The 21680-nt window shown below is 70.7% G+C and carries 23 protein-coding genes; 11 read left to right on the top strand and 12 right to left on the bottom strand.

What is annotated here, in order from left to right; genetic code table 11:
• Positions 1–43 precede the first annotated feature (43 nt).
• Together BJ959_RS12150 and BJ959_RS12145 are read left to right on the top strand one after the other, a co-directional pair.
• Entirely contained in the window at positions 44–214 is a 171-nt protein-coding gene (locus tag BJ959_RS12150) for a hypothetical protein (protein WP_153982463.1), read from the top strand.
• Positions 211–483: a hypothetical protein gene (locus BJ959_RS12145; protein WP_153982462.1), complete on the top strand. Its 273-nt coding sequence runs from the start codon at positions 211–213 to the stop codon at positions 481–483. Before BJ959_RS12150 ends, BJ959_RS12145 begins: the two co-directional genes overlap by 4 nt.
• Positions 484–497: 14 nt before the next feature.
• On the opposite strand, the gene BJ959_RS12140 is transcribed toward BJ959_RS12145, so the two are convergent.
• The gene (locus BJ959_RS12140) at positions 498–824 is read right to left on the bottom strand and encodes an ATP-binding domain-containing protein (RefSeq protein WP_153982461.1); all 327 of its coding nucleotides are present in this window, start codon (positions 822–824) and stop codon (positions 498–500) included.
• A gap of 119 nt (positions 825–943) precedes the next feature.
• On the opposite strand from BJ959_RS12140, the gene BJ959_RS12135 reads away from it, so the two are divergent.
• From BJ959_RS12135 to BJ959_RS12125, 3 genes are all read left to right on the top strand, one after another.
• On the top strand, positions 944–1399 hold the full coding sequence (locus BJ959_RS12135) for a hypothetical protein (protein WP_153982460.1): 456 nt from the start codon (positions 944–946) through the stop codon (positions 1397–1399).
• Positions 1400–1512: 113 nt separating this feature from the next.
• The gene (locus BJ959_RS12130) at positions 1513–2115 is read left to right on the top strand and encodes a MerR family transcriptional regulator (RefSeq protein ID WP_153982459.1); all 603 of its coding nucleotides are present in this window, start codon (positions 1513–1515) and stop codon (positions 2113–2115) included.
• Positions 2112–2840 (top strand): hypothetical protein, encoded by a 729-nt coding sequence (locus BJ959_RS12125; RefSeq protein WP_153982458.1) that lies wholly within the window; start codon positions 2112–2114, stop codon positions 2838–2840. The genes BJ959_RS12130 and BJ959_RS12125 overlap by 4 nt, the downstream gene beginning before the upstream one ends.
• A 29-nt stretch (positions 2841–2869) precedes the next feature.
• Here the strand turns inward: BJ959_RS12125 and BJ959_RS12120 are convergent, their stop codons facing one another.
• The 7 genes from BJ959_RS12120 to BJ959_RS12090 all read right to left on the bottom strand — a co-directional run bounded on the left by BJ959_RS12120 (position 2870) and on the right by BJ959_RS12090 (position 9103).
• Complete coding sequence (locus tag BJ959_RS12120) at positions 2870–4663, bottom strand: NERD domain-containing protein (protein ID WP_153982457.1); 1794 nt, start codon at positions 4661–4663, stop codon at positions 2870–2872.
• A gap of 122 nt (positions 4664–4785) precedes the next feature.
• Positions 4786–5634: a choice-of-anchor E domain-containing protein gene (locus tag BJ959_RS12115; protein ID WP_165879016.1), complete on the bottom strand. Its 849-nt coding sequence runs from the start codon at positions 5632–5634 to the stop codon at positions 4786–4788.
• 199 nt (positions 5635–5833) lie between these two features.
• Complete coding sequence (locus tag BJ959_RS12110) at positions 5834–6592, bottom strand: DarT ssDNA thymidine ADP-ribosyltransferase family protein (protein WP_153982455.1); 759 nt, start codon at positions 6590–6592, stop codon at positions 5834–5836.
• 82 nt (positions 6593–6674) lie between these two features.
• A complete protein-coding gene (locus BJ959_RS12105) occupies positions 6675–7451 on the bottom strand; it encodes a DUF429 domain-containing protein (protein WP_341799993.1) in 777 nt (258 codons plus the stop codon).
• Complete coding sequence (locus tag BJ959_RS12100) at positions 7448–7843, bottom strand: PIN domain-containing protein (RefSeq protein WP_153982454.1); 396 nt, start codon at positions 7841–7843, stop codon at positions 7448–7450. The genes BJ959_RS12105 and BJ959_RS12100 overlap by 4 nt, the downstream gene beginning before the upstream one ends.
• Positions 7844–7846: 3 nt before the next feature.
• Positions 7847–8095 (bottom strand): type II toxin-antitoxin system prevent-host-death family antitoxin, encoded by a 249-nt coding sequence (locus BJ959_RS12095; protein WP_153982453.1) that lies wholly within the window; start codon positions 8093–8095, stop codon positions 7847–7849.
• 69 nt (positions 8096–8164) lie between these two features.
• A complete protein-coding gene (locus tag BJ959_RS12090; protein ID WP_153982452.1) occupies positions 8165–9103 on the bottom strand; it encodes a J domain-containing protein in 939 nt (312 codons plus the stop codon).
• Positions 9104–9129: 26 nt separating this feature from the next.
• On the opposite strand from BJ959_RS12090, the gene BJ959_RS12085 reads away from it, so the two are divergent.
• The 5 genes from BJ959_RS12085 to BJ959_RS12065 all read left to right on the top strand — a co-directional run bounded on the left by BJ959_RS12085 (position 9130) and on the right by BJ959_RS12065 (position 15779).
• Positions 9130–11406, top strand: coding sequence for a prolyl oligopeptidase family serine peptidase (locus BJ959_RS12085; RefSeq protein WP_153982451.1), 2277 nt, complete (start codon positions 9130–9132; stop codon positions 11404–11406).
• Positions 11407–11478: 72 nt separating this feature from the next.
• Positions 11479–12219 carry a Pr6Pr family membrane protein gene (locus BJ959_RS12080; RefSeq protein ID WP_153982450.1) on the top strand — a complete coding sequence of 247 codons (741 nt, stop codon included), beginning with the start codon at positions 11479–11481 and terminating at the stop codon, positions 12217–12219.
• Positions 12220–12495: 276 nt separating this feature from the next.
• Entirely contained in the window at positions 12496–13383 is an 888-nt protein-coding gene (locus BJ959_RS12075; protein ID WP_153982449.1) for an aminotransferase class IV, read from the top strand.
• Between the two features lie 32 nt (positions 13384–13415).
• Positions 13416–14786: a maltokinase N-terminal cap-like domain-containing protein gene (locus tag BJ959_RS12070; RefSeq protein ID WP_153982448.1), complete on the top strand. Its 1371-nt coding sequence runs from the start codon at positions 13416–13418 to the stop codon at positions 14784–14786.
• A gap of 687 nt (positions 14787–15473) precedes the next feature.
• Positions 15474–15779, top strand: a complete 306-nt coding sequence (locus tag BJ959_RS12065) for a hypothetical protein (RefSeq protein WP_153982447.1) — start codon at positions 15474–15476, stop codon at positions 15777–15779.
• Here the strand turns inward: BJ959_RS12065 and BJ959_RS12060 are convergent.
• A complete protein-coding gene (locus BJ959_RS12060) occupies positions 15776–17917 on the bottom strand; it encodes an SNF2-related protein (RefSeq protein ID WP_153982446.1) in 2142 nt (713 codons plus the stop codon). The genes BJ959_RS12065 and BJ959_RS12060 overlap by 4 nt on opposite strands.
• A 237-nt stretch (positions 17918–18154) precedes the next feature.
• Here BJ959_RS12060 and mmuM point away from each other — a divergent pair, with 237 nt between their 5' ends.
• Positions 18155–19030: a homocysteine S-methyltransferase gene (gene mmuM / locus BJ959_RS12055; protein WP_341799992.1), complete on the top strand. Its 876-nt coding sequence runs from the start codon at positions 18155–18157 to the stop codon at positions 19028–19030.
• An 81-nt stretch (positions 19031–19111) separates the two neighbouring features.
• Here the strand turns inward: mmuM and BJ959_RS12050 are convergent, their stop codons facing one another.
• From BJ959_RS12050 to BJ959_RS12040, 3 genes are read right to left on the bottom strand one after another with little or no spacing between them, the layout of a single operon-like run.
• A complete protein-coding gene (locus BJ959_RS12050; RefSeq protein ID WP_153982444.1) occupies positions 19112–19855 on the bottom strand; it encodes an amino acid ABC transporter ATP-binding protein in 744 nt (247 codons plus the stop codon).
• Positions 19852–20703: an ABC transporter permease subunit gene (locus BJ959_RS12045; RefSeq protein WP_153982443.1), complete on the bottom strand. Its 852-nt coding sequence runs from the start codon at positions 20701–20703 to the stop codon at positions 19852–19854. The genes BJ959_RS12050 and BJ959_RS12045 overlap by 4 nt, the downstream gene beginning before the upstream one ends.
• Positions 20703–21551 carry an ABC transporter substrate-binding protein gene (locus BJ959_RS12040; RefSeq protein ID WP_153982442.1) on the bottom strand — a complete coding sequence of 283 codons (849 nt, stop codon included), beginning with the start codon at positions 21549–21551 and terminating at the stop codon, positions 20703–20705. The genes BJ959_RS12045 and BJ959_RS12040 overlap by 1 nt, the downstream gene beginning before the upstream one ends.
• Positions 21552–21680: the final 129 nt, after the last annotated feature.

The following is a 21680-nucleotide window of genomic DNA, read 5'->3' as shown; positions in this document are numbered from 1 at the left end:
CGGGGTCCTGGTTGACGACATCAGGCACGCGTTAGATCTCCCCATGCGCCTCTACGCACTCGATGACAACGAGCTCGTGGCGATCGGCCCGGCGCGCAACGGAGAGCTGCTTGAAATCGTGCTCGCTGACCCCGAAGACGATGCGCGAGTCATCCACGCCATGCCCGCACGACGACGCTTCATCCGCTACCTCGAGGGGAGAGAGAAGCCGTGAAGACTCGAACGAGCCATCGCGACATCGAGAAGCTTCTCGACACGATCGACCTGAGCACGCTTGAGGTTGACGACCCAGAAGACCTGCGAAGGATCGGACGAGCGAAGCACGCCCTGCGCGATGCGGAAGCCGAGCTGCGAGCCGCCGTCGCCGCGTCACGTGCCACGGGGCGCAGCTGGGGACTCATCGGAATCGTTCTAGGCATCAGCAAGCAAGCTGCACAGCAGCGTTACGGTGAGACGTCACGCCCGAAGGGCCCCAGCGACTGACTCTGGCCGGCCGTTCAGTCGGCAGTCAGCACCACCAGCCGATCCGTCGCCCGCGACGCCCCCACGTACAGCAGATCGCGGTGGTGCTCCTTCGTCAGGTCGATGTCGGTCAGGACCACCGCCGGCGCCTCGAGGCCCTTGAACTCGTGGATCGTTCCCCACCGAATGCGCGTCGAATCTTCGATGCCCGTGCCCGCCACAGCGGGGGCGAGGCGCGACGTGAGGCGAGCATCCGCGGCGCCTGAAGACAGCGCCATGCCGACAGCGGAACGGTCGGCGCGGTAGGGCGAGAGGATCACCAGCTCGCGCACCGTGAACTGCTCCGACAGGATGCGCTCCACCGCGTCGGCAAGCAGCCGAATGTCGGACCAGGCCCCTACCGTTGCTGGCGATCGCGAGACACCCTCAGCACCCGGCTGACCGTTCACCACCCTGCGATCAAGAAAGCGAGAAGAGACTCATGGATCGTCGCCACATCGTGGGCTTAGCCGGGGCTGCCGTCTTGGCACTCGGCACCTTTCTGCCAGCCATCAGCGCTCCGGTGATCGGCACAGTGAATTACCTCGGCAACTTCCAGGGCGACGGTGTGATCGTGCTCGTGCTGGCCGCGATTTCAGCCGGCCTGGTGTTGCTCGGCTGGTTCCGATGGCTCTGGGTGACGGCGATTGGGGCGATCGCCGTGCTTTCGATCAGCATCGCGGTCTTTCTGACGCGACTGAGCGATGCGCAAGCCGATCTCGAACAAGAGCTGGCCGGAAACCCCTTCGCCGGACTGGCGGAAGGCTTCTTGGCCACGACACAGATCGAGGTGGGGTTCTTCGTCATGTACATCGGTGCGATCGTGCTGATCGCTGCGGCCGTGATCCGACGTCCGGCGGGTAACTCCAGTGAGGTACCTCCCACCCAGGACCACTAATGATTGATCGTCCAGCGCACAACGAGCACCGGCAGAGAACCAGCAAGCCCACTGGGAATCGAGCATGCGTGTGGCAATTGACGTAATACGTCGCCTAAGCGACTATTTATGTCATGGAAACCGCAACCCGCACCGCCGCATCGCAGCTTGGCGTCAGTCAGCGCCAGGTACAGCGAATGGTGCGAGCCGGACGCCTCGCACACCGAGACGTTGCCGGGCGCACCGTCGTTTCGGGCCGCGCGGTGTTGGCGGCGAGTCGGTCACGAGGGCGCGGACGCTCGTGGGATGAGCAGACGGTGCGAGCAGCCTGCGATCTTCTCGACAGCGGTTCGACGTCAGCGATCTCGGGAAGCCAACGCAGCAGACTTCGCGCTCGCCTGCGTGACCTCAGTGCCGCAGAGCTCGCCTACCACGTACTGGGCTCACGGGTCTCGCTCTGGCGTTCCACTGCCGCGAGCGGCGACACCATCGCCGAAGGTGACCAGTCGCTCACCTCGACGGGAGCAACTCTGCGTGTCGCCGTGACTCCCGACGCCAACACTCTCGCCCGACAATGGCGCCTCATCGAGGATGTCGACGGCGAGACAGTGCTCGTGGAGCTGGAGACTTCTGCTGGGGCCGTCGTCAGTGACATCGTGGTCTACGCCTACGGCGACCAACGTTCAAGCAGTGCCGCCCTCGAACGGCTCCGCGAACGTCAAGAGAAACTGCGGTGAGCGAGAAGGACGTCATTCCTCAGCCCTCGGGCGGGTGGACGCACCCGTGGCCCCGAGTGTGGGAACTGGCTGACGTTCTCCCGCTTGATCGATGGGTTCTCGTGGGCGGCCTCATGGTGCAGGCCCACGCCATCGCTGCGCGCGTTGAGACGACGCGAGTCACGGTCGACGTCGACGTGGCAGCGCGCGTGGAGGCGGGAGTCTTCAGTTACTCCTCTGCAGCCTCAGCACTTCTTGAGAGCGGTTACACCTTGGACGAGACGACCGCTCGTGCATACCGATTCCGCCGCGGAACCGACGTGGTTGACCTCATGGTGCCTGACCACGAACGGCCTCCACCGCGATTCGGGCGCAAACTGGTGTTGCAGATCGACGGCGGTCAACAGGCGCTCAACAGAACCGAGGTGCTGCACTTCGACGCGGGTGACCGAATCGTGGCTGTTCCTGCGCCAACACTTCACGGGGCGCTCGTGCTGAAAGCAGCCGCGCACCTGGTCGACTCACGAGATCGCGATCGACACCTCCTCGACAGCATGACGCTGCTGGCCTGCATCACGGACACCGAGCCGATCGTCGCCGACCTGCGCGGCTCCGACCGCTCAAGACTCACTCAGCTGCTTGACTCGCTCGCCGGGAACGGACTCATCGAGGCGCAGGTGCCTGCCGACACCGCAGCGCTTGCCCGACGCACTGCTGATGACCTCCGAAGAGGCCTGGCACGGTAAATCAGCCGTCGGTGCGAATCGCGAAACACCTAGCTCTGCCGGCCAGCCGTGAGCACCACCAGCCGATCCGTCGCCCGCGACGCCCCCACGTACAGCAGATCGCGGTGGTGCTCCTTCGACAGGTCGATGTCGGTCAGGATCACCGCCGGCGCCTCGAGGCCCTTGAACTCGTGGATCGTCCCCCACCGGATGCGCGTCGAATCCTCGATACCCGTGCCCGCCACGGCGGGGGCGAGGCGCGACGTGAGGCGAGCATCCGCAGCGCCCGATGACAGCGCCACGCCGACAGCGGAACGGTCGGCGCGGTAGGGCGAGAGGATCACCAGCTCGCGCACCGTGAACGGCTCCGACAGGATGCGCTCCACCGCGTCGGCCAGCAGGCGCTGCTGCTCGTCCGCCGTCGAGAAGGTCAGGCGCTCGACCGACACCTGGTCGTCATCGCTGCGGCGGTGCTCGCTGTACAGAGTCGGCTCGCCGATCAGCTCGGCCACGAAGCGGCCCACCTCGGGGGTGGTGCGCACGTTCGAGCGCAGCTGCAACTGCACGAGGCCGGGCAGGCGGCGCAGCAGGCGGTCGCGGGCCGACTCGGGGGTGGCCGGCGCGGCGGCCGAGTCGGCAGAAGGGGCAGCGGGCGCGGCCGCAGCATCCCCGTGCCGCCGGTAGATCACCTGGTGGTCGAAGTCGCCCGTCACGAACACCGGCGCCTGCGCCAGCCCGCCCACCAGCAGCGCGTCGAGCACGTCGAGGTAGGCGTCGACCGCCACGTCTTGCGCCTCGTCGAGCACCAGGTAGTCGAACTGCGGGCCGAGCTCGAGCGCCGCCTCGAGCGCCTGCTCGGGCAGGGTCACGTCGTACCAGTCGCGCTCGACGCGGCCTGAGTCGAGCTTGCGCCGCGCCTCGTTGCGCCCCGCGTGCCGGTCAACCACCTGCGCCATCAGGGCGTGGATGCGCCGCACCTCCACCCCGTCGCCGCACAGCTCGACCAGCCGCTGCTCGATGAGCCGGTTGAACACCACCACGAGGGTGCGCTGGCCGGCCGCCGCCGCACGGCGGGCGGCCTCGGCTGCCACCCACGTCTTGCCCGTGCCCGCCGGGCCCTCGAGCAGCAGCCGCGGGTTGCCGGCCACCAGATCGAGCACGCGCACCTGCTCGGCCGTGAACTGGGCCTGCTCCCGCTCGCGCCGTCGCGCCAGCTCTTTCGCGCTCAACTCGACGACGAAGCGCGGAATCAGCAGGTCGACCACGCGCTGCGTGTGCTCCGCATCCGGCTGGCCCGCGACCCGACGGTAGCTGGCGATCGTCTCGCCCAGGTGCGCACTCGCCTTCTCGAGGCAGCGGATGATCGCACCCCGCACCCGGTCAGCCCCCAGATCGGCGGCATCGAGCAGCTGCCACTCGTGCCACCCGATGCCGTTGCTGAACTTGCTCTTGCTGAGCTGCGTGAGCCACGCCGCGTGGAAGATCGGATACCCCACCGGGCGGGCGCCGCGCGACTGCAGGTACTCGATGATCGAGTGCTGCGCCCCCGACGCCTGCTCGAAGGGGCTGCGGGTCACCCAGTCGCGGCTGCCGTAGCGCCAGCGCCCCTCGCCGTCGGCCTCGATGCTCTCGTGCGACTTCACCTCGATGACGAGCACGCCGTATCCCGGCGCGATGACCACGAAGTCGGCCTCGCCCTGCACCTGGCTGACGTGGTGCGCGATCTCGAGCGAGTGGAACACCACCCAGTCGTCGGTGCCGGGAGCATCGCGCAGCGCCGCGAACACGGCGAGCTCGCCGGGCGGGGCGTCGTCGCCGACCGTCGGGGGCAGCATGCGGGCCATGAGGTGAGCCTAGGTCGGCTCGGTTGCCGGGGTGCCGCGCGACGCGGTGATGCGGAGGGCGCGCGAGGCGCAGCGGGCACGGCGGGGAGCGGGCAGGCCCTGCCCGTCAGCCAGTCGGCCCGTCAGCGGGGCGGCCTGACCTCCCCGAGCGCGAGCGGTCGCTGCCGCAGCATCATGCCGGCGAGGATCGTCAAGGCGGCCCCCAGCGCAAGCGGGAGAACCGCGCTGAAGCGGTCTCCAGCGCCCAGTGCCGGGAGTTCCTGGAGCGTCGTCTCAGGGGTCGGCTCGGGGTCTGGAGCGGGATCAGACTCGGTCGGCTCGTCGGGGGTTGACGGTGGTTCGGGCTCCGGACCGGAAGCCGCCGGGACGTAGGTGTAGCGGTAGCAGAGGTCGGCAGAGGCGGTGGTGTTCTGGATGTACTCGCCGTTGCCTCCGACACCCGTCGCGCCGATGGTGGTGTTCGACTGGAAGATGAGAGTCTGCAAACCGGAACCTGACCAGACTCCTGAATCCAAGGAAGTGAACGACCCGCCGAGCGACTCAACTCGCGTGTTGAAGACCGTCGGCCCGTTCGGGAGAGGGCCATTCGCCCAGGGGATCTCAAGCGGGAGGTAGATGGTGCTCGAGCGATCACTCGGCCCCGGTGGGAAGTTGGGGGTCACGGCCTCAGGCGGAATGTTCATCCATAGCTCGTATCGGGCGTTCACCGTGACATCAGCCGCAGGCTCAGTCAGATTGAGGTTCACCTGCATGCCGGCGGTCAGTTGAGCATCGAGAGAAACCTCGATCGACACGAAAGAGCCGAGTGCCGCATCGAACTTCTGAATTGCGAAGGTGTGGGCGGTGCCATTGAAGACCCGGAAGTCGGTGACGCGACTCGGCATCGTCGAGCACACCCACTCGGTCGTGACCGGCTGCGCCTCCTCCACAGGTGCCGCCTGTGCAGCCGTCGCGCCCGCGCCGAGCGTCATGAGTACGGTGGCGACGGCTGCAGCGATTGCGCGGCGCGCGCGAGCAGAGTCGATTCTGAGCATCGGAGTGCCTTCTTTCGAGGGGGTGGCAATGCGACGGAGCGTCGCCCTCGAAAATTAGCATTGCTCAGAAAAGGAGCACCCTCCTCCGTTCACGGGGCTGTGCAGAACTCCCCAGCCGGGCGCGGCGAGATCCGACTCAGTCGTCGAGCTTCGGCACGAACCACGGCGGATACACCGCGACCTTGGCCGTGACCCCCGCCGACTGCAGCAGGGCGCGCACCTCGTCGCGGCGGCGGTCGTTCGCGACCGCCACCAGCGCGACGAGGTCGAGCGACACCGGGCCGGGCACCAGCGCCTCCGCGGCCTGCAGGGCCTCGGGGGTGGCTGCGGCGCGCGCGAGCATCCGCTGACGGCCGTCGGCGCCGGCACCGAGACGCGTGGCCGGGGCCGCGGCATCGCCGTCCGACACGATCAGACCATCGCCCAGCGAGCGGATGTCCACGCCCAGCACCACGAAGTCCGTCGTCGCGGCGGCGCGAGCCGCGGCGCTCCACGTCGGGCCAGCCGCACCCTCCTGCACCTCGAGCCACCACGTCGCCTGCGGGGTGAGGCTGAAGGCGACGCAGTCGTCCACCGTGGATTCACGAGTGCCCGCGAGGGCACCCAGCTCGTCGGTGCCACCGACAGCGCGCGGGACGGCCGGTACCGGCGCCGTGGCCCGCAGCTCGCGCGCGAGCTCGCTCGCCAGCCGTAGCGCAGGCTGGGCCTGCGACGACGGCAGCAGGCGACCCTCGCCGAGGATCAGCGGCAGGTTGCTGATGTGCGTGACGTGGAAGACGCGCTGCGGCAGGTTCGGCGGCCGCACCTCGGCGGCCTTGCCGGTCGCGCCCGGGGCGGGACTGCGCAGGCTGCGGGCGGCCGGCTTCGGGCTGCGGCGCGCGGGCGGCGGAGCCACCGGCGCGGGAGGGGGGAAGCAGCTGGCGCACATCCCTGGCTCGAACCCGTGGATGCACTCTTCATCAGCCGCTGTCACTCCCCTACGGTACCCTCCCCAGCTCGGCCAGCCCGACCGTCGGGATCGCCACCCAGCCCTCGACCCGCGCGCGGTCGCGCTGCGCCGCGGTCGGCGGCACCGAGTGTCCGGCCCGATGCGCGAGCGCCACCAGCGCGGCAAGCACCGCGTCGAGCGCGTCGGCCGAGGCCCGCATGAGCGGCTCGTGGTCGCCGAGCTCGAGCCACGGGGCCGCGCGGCGCAGGTCGGCGATCAGCGCCGCGCGCGCATCCGTCGTCAGCTTGTAGCCCGGCCGGGCCAGCCCCCACACCCGCAGGGCCATCGCGGGGTACACCTCGACAACGGCACTCGGATGCTCTCCCGCCCGGTCGACCACCCGCCCGTCTCCCGCCAGCCGGTCGAGCAGCACCGCGCACCGCAGCGCCGTCATGCCCAAGCGGTCCGTGGCGACGCTGAGGGGCCGCGCGCCCGTGCGCTCGGTGACGACGCGGTCGGTCTCCCGATGCGCGAGACGCCGGCGCCAGGCGAGGTCGCCCGTGTCGTCGCTCGCCAGGCGCGCTCCGCTCGCCTGGCGGGCGACGAAGTCGACGAAGTCGACCGGCCAGCCGAACGCGCAGTCGATGCCGATCAGCGCGACGGTGCGGGTCTCGGCGATCAGGGTGTCGTCGTCGACGCCGAGCCGCAGGTGCTCGAGCGCGACGCTGCCCGGCTCGCGACCACCCGCCTCGACCCGCAGCACGGCGAGTGCCGTGCCCGCCGCCTCCGCGGCGAGGTCGACGCCCGCGACCCGCACCGTGCTCACGAGCGGTCGACGATGGCGACGGCAAGACCGTGCCCCGCACGCTCGAGCCGCCGATCGTTGGTCCAGAGCGCCGCGCATCCGGCCTTCTGGGCCGCGGCGAGGTGCAGGGCATCAGCCGATCCGAGGCCATGACGGGCACGGAGTTCGGCGGCGCGCACGAACTCCTCCTCGTTCAACGGAACGCGACCGATGCCGGCGAGCGTCTCCCGGTAGTAGTCCACCAGGGCGAGGTTGCCGCGCTTGAGCGGACCGGTCAGACACTCCATCACCACCAGCGGTGAGACAACCATCTCGTCATCGCCGTGATCGGCCAGCGCCTGACGCACGGCATCACCGCGCGCACCGTCGTCTTCGACGGCGTAGATGAGGATGCACGAGTCGAGGTAGATCACGCCCTACTCGCCCCAGCTCTCGCGAGCATCACGGAGGTCGTCGTCGACCTCTGCCGGCGTGCGCACGCTCGGGGGCGGATTGCGGACCAGGCGTTCGGCGAGCGCCGCGCCGGTGTGGCGAGGCGCGTCGACGGGCACGAGTCGCACGACGGGCCGCCCTCGCTTCGCGATCACGACGTCGTCGCCTCGCTCGGCGGCGGTCACGAGCTTCGACAGCTGGTTCCGTGCATTCAGGAGGTTGACCGGTTCCACCCTGTCCCCCTTCCTGGCGTGGTTACCTAGCCAGGTTACCGGAGAGCAGCCCGACCCGACAGGGCCAACTCACACGAACCGCACCGCGGCCTGCAGTCGCGTGCGCACCTCGAACAGGTCGGTGCCCCCGACCCCCACACCCGGCAGCCCGGTGCGGATCAGGTTCACGAGCCGCGAGCGCTGCACGAGCATCCCCTGCGCGCCGCGCACCGAACCGAGCTCGGCCAGCGAGTCGGCGGCCTGGTCGTCTTCGACCACGATGACCAGCGCCGAGAACCGCACCTTCGCGGCGCGCGCGAGCACCCGCGCCCGCCCACCAAGCATCGCGAGCGGCTTCTCGCCGGTGTCGAGCCCCTCGCCGATCAGCTCGCCGCGCTTGATGCGCACGGGCGCACCCCAGTCTTCGCTGAGCACCGCCCACAGGCCGGTCGGGCCGAGCACGATGTGGTCGAGCTTGTCCTCCGGGCGCGGGCCGGCGACCACGTCGTGCCAGACCGTGAAGCCCAATCCCAGGGTTGCCAGGGCCGTCGCCGAGCGCTCCTCCGCGATCGCCGCGGCCAGCAGGTGGCGGATCTGCCGGGGCGCCGAGCGCACCAGGGCCGCATCGAACGGGTCGGGCAGGTCGACGCCGCGCCCCGCCCACTCGCGGATATGCGACAGGTACTGCTCGCGATACCACCCGCCGGGATGCCCGTACGACTTCGCACTCGGGCGCGAGTCATGGCGCCCCGGGCCGGATGCCCCGCCGCCGTGCTGCCCCCACGACCGGGCCGCACCGCCGCCGCTCGAACCGGAGTCTGCCCCCGAGTCGTAGGCATACCGCGCCGAGGGGGTGCCCACTCGCTGCCAGGCGCGCTGCACGGCGTCGAACTCGGCCGCCGAGCCGCCCGTGTCGGGGTGCGACTGCCGCAGGCGCAGGCGGTACGCGCGCTTCAGCTCGTCGTCCGACGCGGTCGGGCTGACACCCAGCACCTCGTATGGGTTGGCGGCCAGCGGAGACTCGGACATGGTGAGCGAAAGCCTACGCTGGGCAGGTGAGCGACGACCTGAACGCGGCCCCTGCCGACACCGCACCCGCAGCACCCCGAGCCCTGCAGAAGCCCCACCGCCGCGAGCACCACGGCGACGTCGTGAACGACCCGTACGAGTGGCTGCGCGACAAGGACTCCCCCGAGGTCATCGCCCATCTCGAGGCCGAGAACGCCTACGCCGAGGCGCGGCTCGCCCACCTGGCCCCGCTGCGCGAGCGCATCGTCGACGAGATCAAGGGCCGCACGCAGGAGACCGATCTGAGCATTCCCGTGCGGGAGGGCGACTGGTGGTACTACGGCCGCACGGTCGAGGGGCTGCAGTACGGCATCCAGTGCCGCGTGCCCGCAAAGCGGATCGACCCGGCCGACCCGATGGACCCCGCCGCGTGGACGCCCCCGCCGCCGCTGCCCGACCCGAGCCAGCCGCGCGAGGGCGAGCAGATCGTCATCGACGGCAACGTCGAGGCCGAGGGGCACGACTTCTTCGCCATCGGCTCGCTCGACGTCAGCGACGACGGTCACTGGCTGCTGTTCGCCGTCGACACCGAGGGCGACGAGCGCTACACGCTGCGCATCCGCGACCTGCGCACCGGCGAGACGCTGCCCGACGAAATCACCGAGACCGCGGCCGGCGCCTTCTTCGACCCCAGCGGCCAGTACGTGTTCTACGCGACCGTCGACGACTCGTGGCGCCCCGACACCATCTGGCGGCACCGCGTCGGCACCCCGCGCGCGGAGGACGTGCAGGTCTTCCACGAGCCCGACGACAGCTACTGGGTCGGGGCCGGCCGCACCCGCAGCGGCCGCTGGCTCGTCATCGAGGCCGCGAGCAGCATCACCTCCGAAACGCACGTGCTCGAGGCCGCCGACCCCACCGGCACGTTCCAGGTCGTGCGGCCGCGCCGCCACGGTATCGAGTACGACCTCGAGCACGCCGTCATCGGCGGCCGCGACTGGTGGCTGATCACGCACAACGACGGCGCTCCCGACTTTCAGATCGATGCGGTGCCCGTGGATGCTCCGCACGAGCCGCCCGTCACCCTCGTGCCGCACGAGCCCGGCGTGCGCATCGAGGGCATCGACGCGTTCGCCCACGCGCTCGTGCTCGACTACCGGGCCGGTGGGCTGCCCCGCACGGCGATCGCGCGCCTCGCGCCCGACACCGCGCTCGAGGCGCTGCACTGGCCCGGCGCGACCGCGCCCGTCGAGGCGCGCGGTGCCTGGGTCGAGCTCGTCGCCCCGCTCGACGGCGAGAAGCTCGTCTCGCTCGGCACGCGCGGCAACCCCGAGTGGGCACAGCCGACCCTGCGCATCGGCTACACGAGCTTCACCGAGCCCGCGACCGTGGCCGAGCTCGACCTCGCCCGCCTCGACGAGGGGCCCGCCGCGATCACCGTGCTGAAGCAGCAGCCGGTGCTCGGCGGCTACACCTCCGCCGACTACGCCGAGCGGCGCGACTGGGCGATCGCGGCCGACGGCACGCGCATCCCGATCTCACTGGTCTGGAAGCGCGGGCTCGTGCCGAGCCTCGACGGCAGCGGCGACGGCAACAACGCCGCCGAGCCCGCGCCGAGCCCGGTGCACCTCTACGGTTACGGCAGCTACGAGTCGTCGATCGACCCCGGCTTCAGCATCCCGCGCCTGTCGATGCTCGACCGCGGCGTGGTGTTCGCGATCGCCCATGTGCGCGGCGGCGGCGAGCTCGGCCGCGCCTGGTACGAGAACGGGAAGACGACGAGCAAGGTGAACACCTTCACCGACTTCGTCGCCGTCGCCCGGCACCTCATCGACACCGGCGTGACGGTGCCCGAGCGGCTCGTCGCCGAGGGCGGCAGCGCGGGCGGCCTCCTCATGGGCGCCGTCGCCAACCTCGCGCCCGAGCTGTTCGCGGGCATCCTCGCCGACGTGCCCTTCGTCGACCCGCTCACGTCGATCCTCGACCCCGAGCTGCCCCTCACCGTGATCGAGTGGGACGAGTGGGGCAACCCCCTGCACGACCCCGAGGCGTACGCGTACATCAAGAGCTACGCGCCCTACGAGAACGTGACCGCGCAGCAGTACCCGCGCATCCTCGCCACCACCTCGCTCAACGACACCCGCGTGCTGTACGTCGAGCCGGCCAAGTGGGTGGCGCGGCTGCGCGACGTCGGGGCGGATGCGCTCCTGAAGTGCGAGATGGAGGCCGGGCACGGCGGCGTCAGCGGGCGCTACTCGGCGTGGAAGCAGCGGGCGTACGAGCTCGCGTGGCTGCTCGACGTGGTGGGAGCATCCGCGGAATAAAGCCTGATCAGGTGAGGGATGCTCCGCAAAAATCATGCGTCGGAATGCAGTTTTCTTGCTACCGTCGACCAAGTGACCGTGACGTCCCCCCTCGGCGAGAAAGCCGCCACCGCACGACTGTCCACCCTTCGCCACATCGCCGGCGTGATCAGCATCATCGTCGGGCTCATCGTGCTCGCGGCGCTCATCACCCAGATCACCGATCAGATCTCGGTGGGGCGGTTCAAGCCGACGCAGTACTTCGCCTTCTTCACGATCCAGACCGCGATGATCAACATCGTGGTGCTGATCACGGGCGGCATCATGGCGCTGCGGCTCGACCGCGACACCCGTCTCTACACGGCGATCCGGGCGAGCGCCTTCGCCTACGCCATCGTCACCGGCGTGGTCTACAACCTGCTGCTCCGCGACATCCCCAACGATGACGGCTACGTCGGGCCGACCTGGGCGAATGAGGCGCTGCACGTCTGGATTCCCATCTACTTCGCCCTCGACTGGCTGCTCACGCCCGGCCGCGTGCGCATCGCCTGGAGCACGATGTGGCTCGCCGTCAGCTTCCCGCTCATCTGGGTGGGCGTGACGATGGTGCGCGGCGCGCTGACCGGCTGGTACCCGTACCCGTTCCTCGAGCCGGACGGGCCCAACGGCGTCGTCGGTGTCGTCACCTACGTGGTCGCGATCGCGGCGTTCATCATCCTGCTCGCCGCCCTCGCCGTGCTGATCAACCGCGTGCACACGCGCGGCGTGCGCGGAGTCAGCCACGGTCGGCGCAACACCGGGCAGATCCCCGTGGTGCCGCGCGACCTGCGCTGACGTCGGACCGACTGAGTTGCGAATGTCGGTGGTGGGCGCTGAACTGTCCTCATGGACACCACCGCCCCTGGGCCGGGAGTGGCGAGCTGTCCGCAATGCGGAACGCCTGCACCCCTGCCCATTCACTACGGCTACCCCCAGCCGGAGCACATCCGTGCTGCTCTGCGCGGTGAGATCGCGCTGGGCGGCGTCGTCCATCACCCTGACCCGCCGCAGTTCGAATGCCGCGACGACGGCTGCGGGTATACGTTCACACCGTGAGCGCTGAAGGTCTCCGTGAACACTGAGGAGCACCTGCTGCTCGTCGTCTCCGCCGCGGGCGGCGAGGCCGGATCATCGGGCGGGCGACTCATCGACGCCGACCCCGGGCAACCGCACCTGTCGGTGCTCGACGTGGCGGCCACGCGCGGCGACGGCATCTTCGAGACGATCAGCCTCGGCGCCGGGCATCCGCAGGCCGTCGAGCTGCACCTCGACCGCTTCGAGCGATCCGCCCGCATGCTCGACCTTCCGGCTCCCGATCGGGCCTTGTGGCGGGATGCGGTGCTCACGATCGCCGCCCGCCTCGCCGCCCACGACGAGGCCTGGGTGAAGATCGTCCTCACCCGCGGCATCGAGGGGCACCCCGACCCGACCGGCTGGGCGTACGGCACCGTCTCGCCCGCGTTCCGCCGCGAGCGCACCGAGGGCATCGACGTCGTATTGCTCGACCGGGGGTTGCGCAGCGACGTCGCCGCGACCAGCCCCTGGCTGCTCGCCGGCGCCAAGACGCTCTCCTACGCGATCAACCGCGCGGCGGCCCGGGAGGCGCAGCGCCGCGGGGCCGACGACGTCGTGTTCGTCTCCAGCGACGGCCTGCTGCTCGAGGGGCCGACGGCGACCCTCGTGCTGCGCACGGGCGACCGGCTGCGCACGCCCCCGGACGCCCTGGGCATCCTGCCCGGAACCACCCAGGCCGACCTGTTCACGGCCGCCCACCTGTGGGGGCTCGAGGCCGTGGTCGAACCGCTGACTCCCGCCGACCTGGCCGAGGCCGACGCCGCCTGGCTGGTGTCGAGCGTGCGGCACGCGGCGCCGATCCGCTCGGTCGACGGTGTCGCGCGCGCGATCGACGCGCCCCTGACGGCGGCGATGAACGGCTTCCTCCGGGCACGACGCTCCTGAGCGCCCCGCAGCCGCTGTGTAGGGTCGAGAGCATGCACAGCACGATGGAGTGCCTCACGGAGTGGATGACGCGCCAGCGGTGGTACGCCGGCAAGGGCCGGGTGCCGCAGCTCGTCGAGGTCCACCGCGAGGACTGGCCGTGCGATGAACCGGATGCGAGCATCCGCGTTCTGCTGCTGCGCGACACCGCCAGCACTCCGCCGTCGCTGTACCACGTGCCGATCGTGGCGCGCACGACGATCCCGCGCGGCGCGGGCCCCGCGTTCATCGGCCGCGACGAGCACGACGACTACCTGTTCGACGGCCCGCACGACCCGATCTACGTGCGCGCGCTGCTGCGGCGGCTCGGGGTGACCCGCCACGATCAGGCGGGCCGCGTGCACACGGGCGAGCAGTCGAACTCGTCGATCATCGTCGACGGCGGCTCGGAGGCGCCCCTGGTCGCCAAGGTCTTCCGGCTCGTGCACCCGGGTGACAATCCCGACGTCGTCCTCCAGACGGCGCTGACGACGGCGGGCAACCGCAATGTGCCCCGGATGCTCGGCTCGGTGACCGCCGCCTGGACGGACCCGCTCGGTTCGGAGTCGCACACCGACGAGCCGGTGCGGGGTCACCTGGCCTTCGCGCAGGAGTTCGTGCCGGGCGTGCGCGACGGCTGGCCGCTCGCGCTGGAGGCCGCACGCGAGGGCGAGCCGTTCACGACCGACGCCGAGCGGCTCGGGCGCGTGACCGCCGCGGTGCACCAGGCGCTCGCCGCCTGCCTGCCCTCGCGCGAGCCCACCCTGGGTGACATCGTGGGCTTCGTGGCGGGCTGGCATCAGCGGCTGGCGGTCGCGATCAGCGACGTGCCGCAGCTGCGCGACCTGCGCCCGCAGATCGAGGCGGTCTACGACGCGGCCCGGGATGCGCCGTGGCCGCCGCTGCAGCGCATCCACGGCGACTTCCACCTCGGTCAGGTGCTGCGGCGACCGACCGGTGAGTGGCTCATCGTCGACTTCGAGGGCGAGCCGCTGCGCCCCCTCTCGGAGCGCTCGCGCGTCGACTCACCGCTGCGCGACGTCGCCGGCATGCTGAGGTCGTTCGACTACGCGGTCGGCTCCCTGCGCCGCGAGTCACGGGCGGCGGCTGGAGCCATCGACACGGCCTCTCTCGACCTGGATGCGCTCGCCCTCGAGGCGGAGCGCGCCGAGTGGGCGCGCATGGCGCGGGCCGCCTTCCTCGATGGGTACATCGCCGCGAGCGGCCTCGACCTGCGGGCCCACCGCGCCCTCCTCGACGCTTTCGAGCTCGACAAGGCCGTCTACGAGGCGATGTACGAGGCCCGCAACCGGCCCGGATGGCTGCCCATCCCGCTCGCCGCGGTCGCCTACCTCGTCTCGAGCTCGCGCGCCGCCAAGCGCTGACCCGCATCCCCGGCCCCCCCCGCCGACAATCGCTGGAGCCCCCGCGAGTCCGAGTCGCCGCAACCCTGGACCAGTGCGGTCTGCGCCGGCAGACGACCCTGCACCGCTCTATCCGCTCTCCCTTCGCGCGGACTCGTGAATCCACGGAACCCGCGCCCCCACCCACTCCGTCGATTCACGAGTCACAGCGGGCACTATCGGTCACCACTCCGTCGATTCACGAGTCTCAGCGGGCGCTATCGGTCACCACTCCGTCGATTCACGAGTCCACGAAGCCTCGCCCCGAGCAACCCCGGACCGCGGCCCCGACCCCCGGGCCCGGCCCTCACTGCTCCTCACCGCGGGCGACGAGCGACACCCGCATCACACGATCAGGTGGGCCTCGATTCGCTAGCCGGATAGACGCACGAGGATCGGGCGATGCTCCGACTGACTAATCGTTACAGCGGTCCGCCGCACGGCACGGGGGTTCTGCCACGACCGGTGTTGGCACGACTCGCACAAACGGGTGGCATCATCTCGACGCGAGAACTGCGATCCCTCGACGTCGACCAGGTCGCGCTTGAGGTTCTGCTGCGCCGCGGCGCTCTGCAAGCCGTTCGGCAGGGCTGGTACTGCACACCAGCGACACCCACCGTCGTCCGACTTGCGTGGCGTTTCGGGGGTCCCCTGGCATGCGTCAGTGCCGTGCAGTTCCTCGACGACATCGCGGGTCTCGAGCGGGACGCGGAGACGAACCGCGGACCCATGCCGGTGTTCGGGGTCGACGAGCCGCTGCACGTCTGCCTCCGCAGCGACGCGGTCTCCCCTCCGTCACCCGCCCTGCTCGCCCGTCGCTGGCGCGTTCCTGAGCCTCGGGAGCCGATCATCCACTGGAGCACTCGCGACTACGTCAGCGGCGACCGACGTGCCGTGAGCCGCGACGTCGCACTCCGTCAGGCGACGCGCTGCCGCACGATCACCGCGGCGACGCCGTCCACCGCCGACGGCTAGAGGCCGGCGCGAGCGGTGAGCGCCTCGGTGAGCAGCGTGATGAGCGCCTGCAGCTGCACGGTGCCCTCGGCCACGACCTGCTCGTCGCTGCCGTCGAGCGCCCGCGCCGCGAGACCCGCCTTCGAGTCGATCAGGTCGGCGATGCGGGCGTCGATCGTCTGTGCGGCGAGGATGCGCCAGGCCGTCACCGGCAGTTCCTGACCGATGCGGTGCACGCGGTCGATCGCCTGCGTCTGCTCCGCGGAAGTCCACGACAGCTCGGCGAGCACCACGTTCGACGCGGCCTGCAGGTTGATGCCGACGCCGGCGGCCGACAGCGAGCAGACGATCACGCTGACCTCGGGGTCGTTCGTGAAGCCGTCGATCGCCTCCTGGCGCGCCTTCGGCGTCTGGTCGCCGCGGATGCTCACCGCGCGCAGCCCGGCCGCCGCGAAGTGCGCCTCCGCCGCATCCATGACATCGATGTGCTTGGCGAAGAACACGACCTTGCCGACGTTGCGGGCCAGCTGCGCGGTGTAGTCGGCCGCGAGCACGGCCTTCGCCGTACCGATGCGCCGCACCATTGTGAAGACGTTGTCGCCACCGCTCGCCTGCTTCGACTCCTCCAGCTCGGCCGAGGCGACCAGGCGGATGAGGTCGTGGTCGATGCCCATCGGGGGCACCTCGCGCGCGGCGACCACGCGGCGGTAGCGCTCGACGAGCCGCCCGATGAGCGCCTCCTCCGAAGCGCGGATCGACCGCGCGGCCTCGTCGTCGAGCTCGACGGGGATGTCGGCGATGCGGCGCGCGGGGATGTCGGCAGCGACATCCACCTTCTTGCGGCGCACGATGCCCATCTCGATGACGCACTCGCGCGCCGCCGCGAAGAAGCCCGGATCCGCCGGGGTGAGTCCCGTCTCCTCGAGCGCCGACATGAGGCGGCCGAGCGGCTTCTTGTCGTCGATCCAGCCGAGGAACTTCCAGATCATCCGGAAGTCCTCGATCTGGTTGATCAGCGGGGTGCCGGTCAGCGCCATCATGAGCGCCTTCGGGTGCAGCACGCGGATGCTCTGGGCCAGCGACTGGACATGCCGCGAGCGCTGCGAGGTGGCGTTCTTGATGAAGTGCGCCTCGTCGACCACCATGCCCTTGAAGCCGAAGCGGCCGAGCCAGCCGACGTGGCGGTCGAGGATCTCGTAGTTGACGATGACGACGTCGGCGAACGCGTCCAGGTCTTCGCCGTCGCCGTGCACGACGGTGGAGCTGCGCTGCGGGATCCAGCGCTGCACCTCCCGCGCCCAGTTCGTCTTCACCACGTTGGGCACGACGACGAGCAGCGGGAAGGCGTGGGCCACGTTCGCCGCCATGAGCGCCTGGGCGGTCTTGCCGAGGCCCGGCTCATCCGCCAGCAGGAAGGTGCGGTGCCCGCGGCGCACGCTCTCGATGAGCCGCGCCTGGTGGCGCATGAGCTCCATGCCGCCGGGCGTGACGAGCGAGCCGGTCTCAGGCAGCGACATCGACGCCGCCTGCCCGCCCGCGCCGTACTCGAACGAGCGGAACAACGGCTCGATGAGCTCCCAGTTCGAGAGACGGCCCGCCGTCGGGGCGGGCGGCGTCAGCGCCGCGAGATCGGGTGCCAGGAAGGGGTTGGCGAGCTGCGCCTGCTTGACCGACTTCGGCACGACCTGCTTGGCGACCTCCGGGGCCACCGGCGCGGGTTCGGAGACGATGAGCAGGTCGTCCGGCTCGAGCTCGGCACCCGAGGCGAGCAGCATGTCGCGCCGCAGGGCCTTCGCCGCGTCGCTGACCTTGGCCTCCGGGGCGAGCAGGGCGATCAGCGAGGTGTCGCGCGCCGCCGTCTTCGCCATGATGCTCGCCAGCCCGTCGAGGCGCTTCAGCACCTCGGTGCGCTCGCTCTCCGGAACCTCGCGGTCATCCTTGACCCGCGCGCGCTCCTCGCGCACCAGCAGGGCCGCAACCTGGAACTTGGTGCGGTTGGAGGGGCTGACCTTCGCGCCGCGCTCGGCGGCGTTCTCGACCTCGCGCACGGCGCGCGCCAGGATCGGGATGATGCCCTGCTCATCGAGCGGGCGCCGGCGGCGCGTGGCGCCCCCGCGCGCGGGCGACGCCTTCTTCTGACGCTGGCCGGTCTGGGCCACGGCAACTCCTCGAGTGCTGAAGGGATCCGCAGCGCGATGAACAGCGACGCGGAACGACTGCCGACGCCGCAGACGATCACGGAGTCGAGATGCACACCCGCGTCTGACCCGGCCGAGAACTCGCGGTGGCGCGGCGTGCACTGTGAGTCTAGTGCACCCGGCTCCAGCGTGTGACTCCGCGTGACACCGCCCCGCCGCGGGCCCACGCCGCTCGCCCACAATAAGGGGGTGACACCCGTGACCCTCGCCCCCCGCACCGTGATCGACGGCGGGCTGGGCAGCTACCTCGAATCGCTCGGCCACGACCTGAGCGGCCGGCTGTGGAGCGCCCGCATCCTGCGCGACCACCCCGATGCCGTCGTCGACGTGCATCGCGACTACTTCGCCGCTGGCGCCGCGATCGCGATCACCTCCTCCTACCAGCTCTCGTTCGAGGGGCTCGCGAGCGTCGGCATCGACAGCCAGGAGGGCTTCGCCCTGCTCGAGCGCAGTGTCGCCCTCGCCGCGCAGGCGCGCGACGAACTGCGGCCCGACGGCCTCGTCGCCGCCTCCGTGGGCCCGTACGGCGCCGCCCTCGCCGACGGCTCGGAGTACCGCGGCGACTACGACCTCGACCGGGCGGGCCTGCGCGCGTGGCACGCGGCACGCCTGGAGGCGCTGCTCGCCGCCGAGCCCGACCTGCTCGCGATCGAGACGATCCCGAGTCGCGACGAAGCAGGCGCGCTCATCGACCTGCTGCGCGGCACGGGCGCCTCGGCGTGGCTGTCGTTCACCACCGACGGCGGCCGCCTGCGCACGGGCGAGAGCCTGGAGGACGCCTTCCGCGACGCCGAGGCGAGCGACGAGATCATCGCGGTCGGCGTCAACTGCTGCCACCCCGACGAGGTCGACCTCGCGCTCGCGGCCGCCCGCCGCAGCACGGGCAAGGCCGTCGTCGCGTACCCGAACAGCGGCGAGATGTGGAACGCGGTCACGCGCCGCTGGGAGGGCACCGCCGCGCTGCCCGACGGTCTCGTCGAGCGGTGGCTCGCATCCGGCGCCACTGCGATCGGCGGATGCTGCCGCGTCGGCCCGGAGGAGATCCGGGGTATCGCCGCTGTCGTCGCCGGCTGATTCCAGCCAGGTTTCCGCGGTTGTCTCCGGCCGAGCCCGGCACGGTCTCCGCGGCAGCGACCGCCCGGGCCGCGTGCGCGCCTACGCCGAGCCCAGGAAGCGGTGGAGGAAGGCGCGGGTGCGCTCCTCGCGCGGGCGCGAGAACACCTCGGCCGCAGGCCCCTGCTCGACGATGACGCCGCCGTCGAGGAACACCACGCGGTCGGCCACATCGCGCGCGAAGGCCATCTCGTGGGTCGCCATGACGATGGTCGTGCCGTCGCCCTTCAGCTCGCGCACCAGGTCGAGCACCTCGGCGACCAGCTGCGGGTCGAGTGCCGAGGTGATCTCGTCGAGCAGCAGCAGCTCGGGGTTCGTCGCGATGGCCCGCACGATGGCCACGCGCTGCTGCTGACCGCCCGAGAGCCGGTCGGGGTACGAGCGGGCGTGATCGGCGAGACCGACCCGGTCGAGCAGCGCGAGAGCGGTGGCCTCGGCCTGCGCGCGCGGCACCTTCAGCACGGCGCGCGAGGCGAGCGTGACGTTGTCGATCACGCGCAGGTGCGGAAACAGGTTGAACTGCTGGAAGACCACGCCGATGCGGGCCCGCACCGCGTCGGCGGTGACGCGCGGGTCGGAGATGTCGCGGTCGCCGAGCCAGATGCGGCCGTCGTCGATGCGCTCGATGAGGTTGATGCAGCGCAGCAGCGTCGACTTGCCGGAGCCGCTGGCCCCGATGAGGGCGATCACCTCGTGCGGGGCGACGGCGAGGTCGACACCGTCGAGCACGACGCGCTCGTCGAAGGTCTTGCGCACGCCCTCGAGGCGCAGCACGGGATCGGTCATACGAGGCTCCCCGCCTGCTCGCGGGCCCGCAGCCGGGCCGTGTACCAGTCGGTCAGCCGGATCATCGGCAGGGCCAGCAGCACGAACAGCAGCCCGGCGAGCACGTACGGCGTGAAGTTGAAGCTCGCCGCGGTCTCGATCTGCGCGGCGCGCACCGCGTCGACGACGCCGAGCACCGAGATGAGCCCGACGTCCTTCTGCATGGCGACGAAGTCGTTCATGAGCGCCGGGGTGACCTTGCGCACCGCCTGGGGCAGCACGACGATGCGCATCGTCTGGCCGTGGCTGAGCCCCAGCGAGCGCGCCGCGAGTCGCTGTGAGGGGTGAACCGCCTCGATGCCCGCGCGGAACACCTCGCTCACGTACGCCGAGTAGGTGAGGATCAGCGCGATCGTTCCCCAGAACTGCGCCGAGTTGCGCGGGAACAGCTCGAGGCCGGGGATGCCGAAGCCGACCAGGAACAGCACGATGATCAGCGGCAGGCCGCGGAACAGATCGGTGTACGCCGCCGCGAGCGCCCGGAGCGGGAACCAGACCGGCCCCCGCAGGGTGCGGATCGTGGCCAGGATCACGCTCAGCACGAGCACGCCGATGACCGCGAAGAACAGCACCTGGATGTTCACCCACAGCCCGGCGATGACCCGCGGCCAGGCGGAGATCGCCGTCTCGAGGTCGAAGAAGCTCTGCTGCACGCGCTCCCAGCCGGGAGTGTTCACGACGGTCAGCCAGATGATGACCGCGAAGACGAGCGTCGAGACGAGCGACACAAGCACCGAGCGCACGTTCTGCGTGCGCCGGTACGCGCGCCGCCCGATCTCGACGTCGCTGATCGGGTGGTGAGAAGGCACTACTGCAGGATAGGTGCGCCCGCGTCGGCGCCCAGCCACTGGGCGGCGATCTCGTCGAGGCGGCCCGAGTCGCGCAGAGCATCCACCGCGGCGGTGACGAGCGGCGTCAGCGGGCTGTCCTTCTCGAGCACGAGGCCCCAGTCGTCGCTCACGCCGGCGTCGGCGGGCAGCTGGCCGAGCAGCACGCCGCCCTCGAGCACGACGGCGGTGAGGAAGAACGCGGTCGGCAGGTCGACGACGATGGCGTCGACGGTGCCGTTCTGCAGGGCGAGCACGGCGTCATCGTTGGTGTTGAAGGCCTGAGCGCCGGCGGCCGGGGCGATCTGCTCCTCGATGGCGGTGAAGCTCGTCGTGCCGGTGGCAGCGCCGATGAGGAGGTCGCTCAGCTCGGCGAGGCTCGTCGCGCCCGCGGCGGCCGAGGCCTCGGTGGTGATGATGGCCTGCGGAGTCGAGTAGTACGGGCTCGAGAAGTCGACGTTCTCGGCACGCTCGTCGGTGATCGTGTACTGCTGCAGGTTGAAGTCGAAGTCCTTCGGGCCGGGCTGGATCGCGGCCTCGAACGTGGTGCGCACCCAGACCACGTCCTCCGGCGCAAAGCCGAGCTCCTCGGCCACGGCGTAGGCGATGGCGGCCTCGAAGCCCTCGCCCGTGGTCGGGTCGTCGTCGATGACGTACGGGAAGTACGCGGGCTCGCCGGTGGCGATCGTCAGCTTGCCCTCGGTGACGTAGAGGCCCTCGGTGGCCTCCGGCTCGCCCTCGGTAGCGGCGGGAGCGCAGGCGGCGAGCAGCAGGGCGGCGGTCGCGGCGAGCGCGGCGGCCGTGGTGGTGCGACGGGCGATGCGGGACATGCGGGCATCCAATCGACAGGAAACGGACGGTGAAGGGTGCCTTCATTCTGCTATGCCGGGGCCCAGACACCGCACCCGGTGACGATCTGTTACGGGCGGGCAGTCAGGATGCGGAGCGCAGGATGGCGC

Source organism: Microcella frigidaquae (assembly GCF_014200395.1).
Lineage (GTDB): Bacteria > Actinomycetota > Actinomycetes > Actinomycetales > Microbacteriaceae > Microcella > Microcella frigidaquae.
Note: the sequence above shows the minus strand (reverse complement) of the source record. Positions and strands in the feature narration are given on the sequence as shown.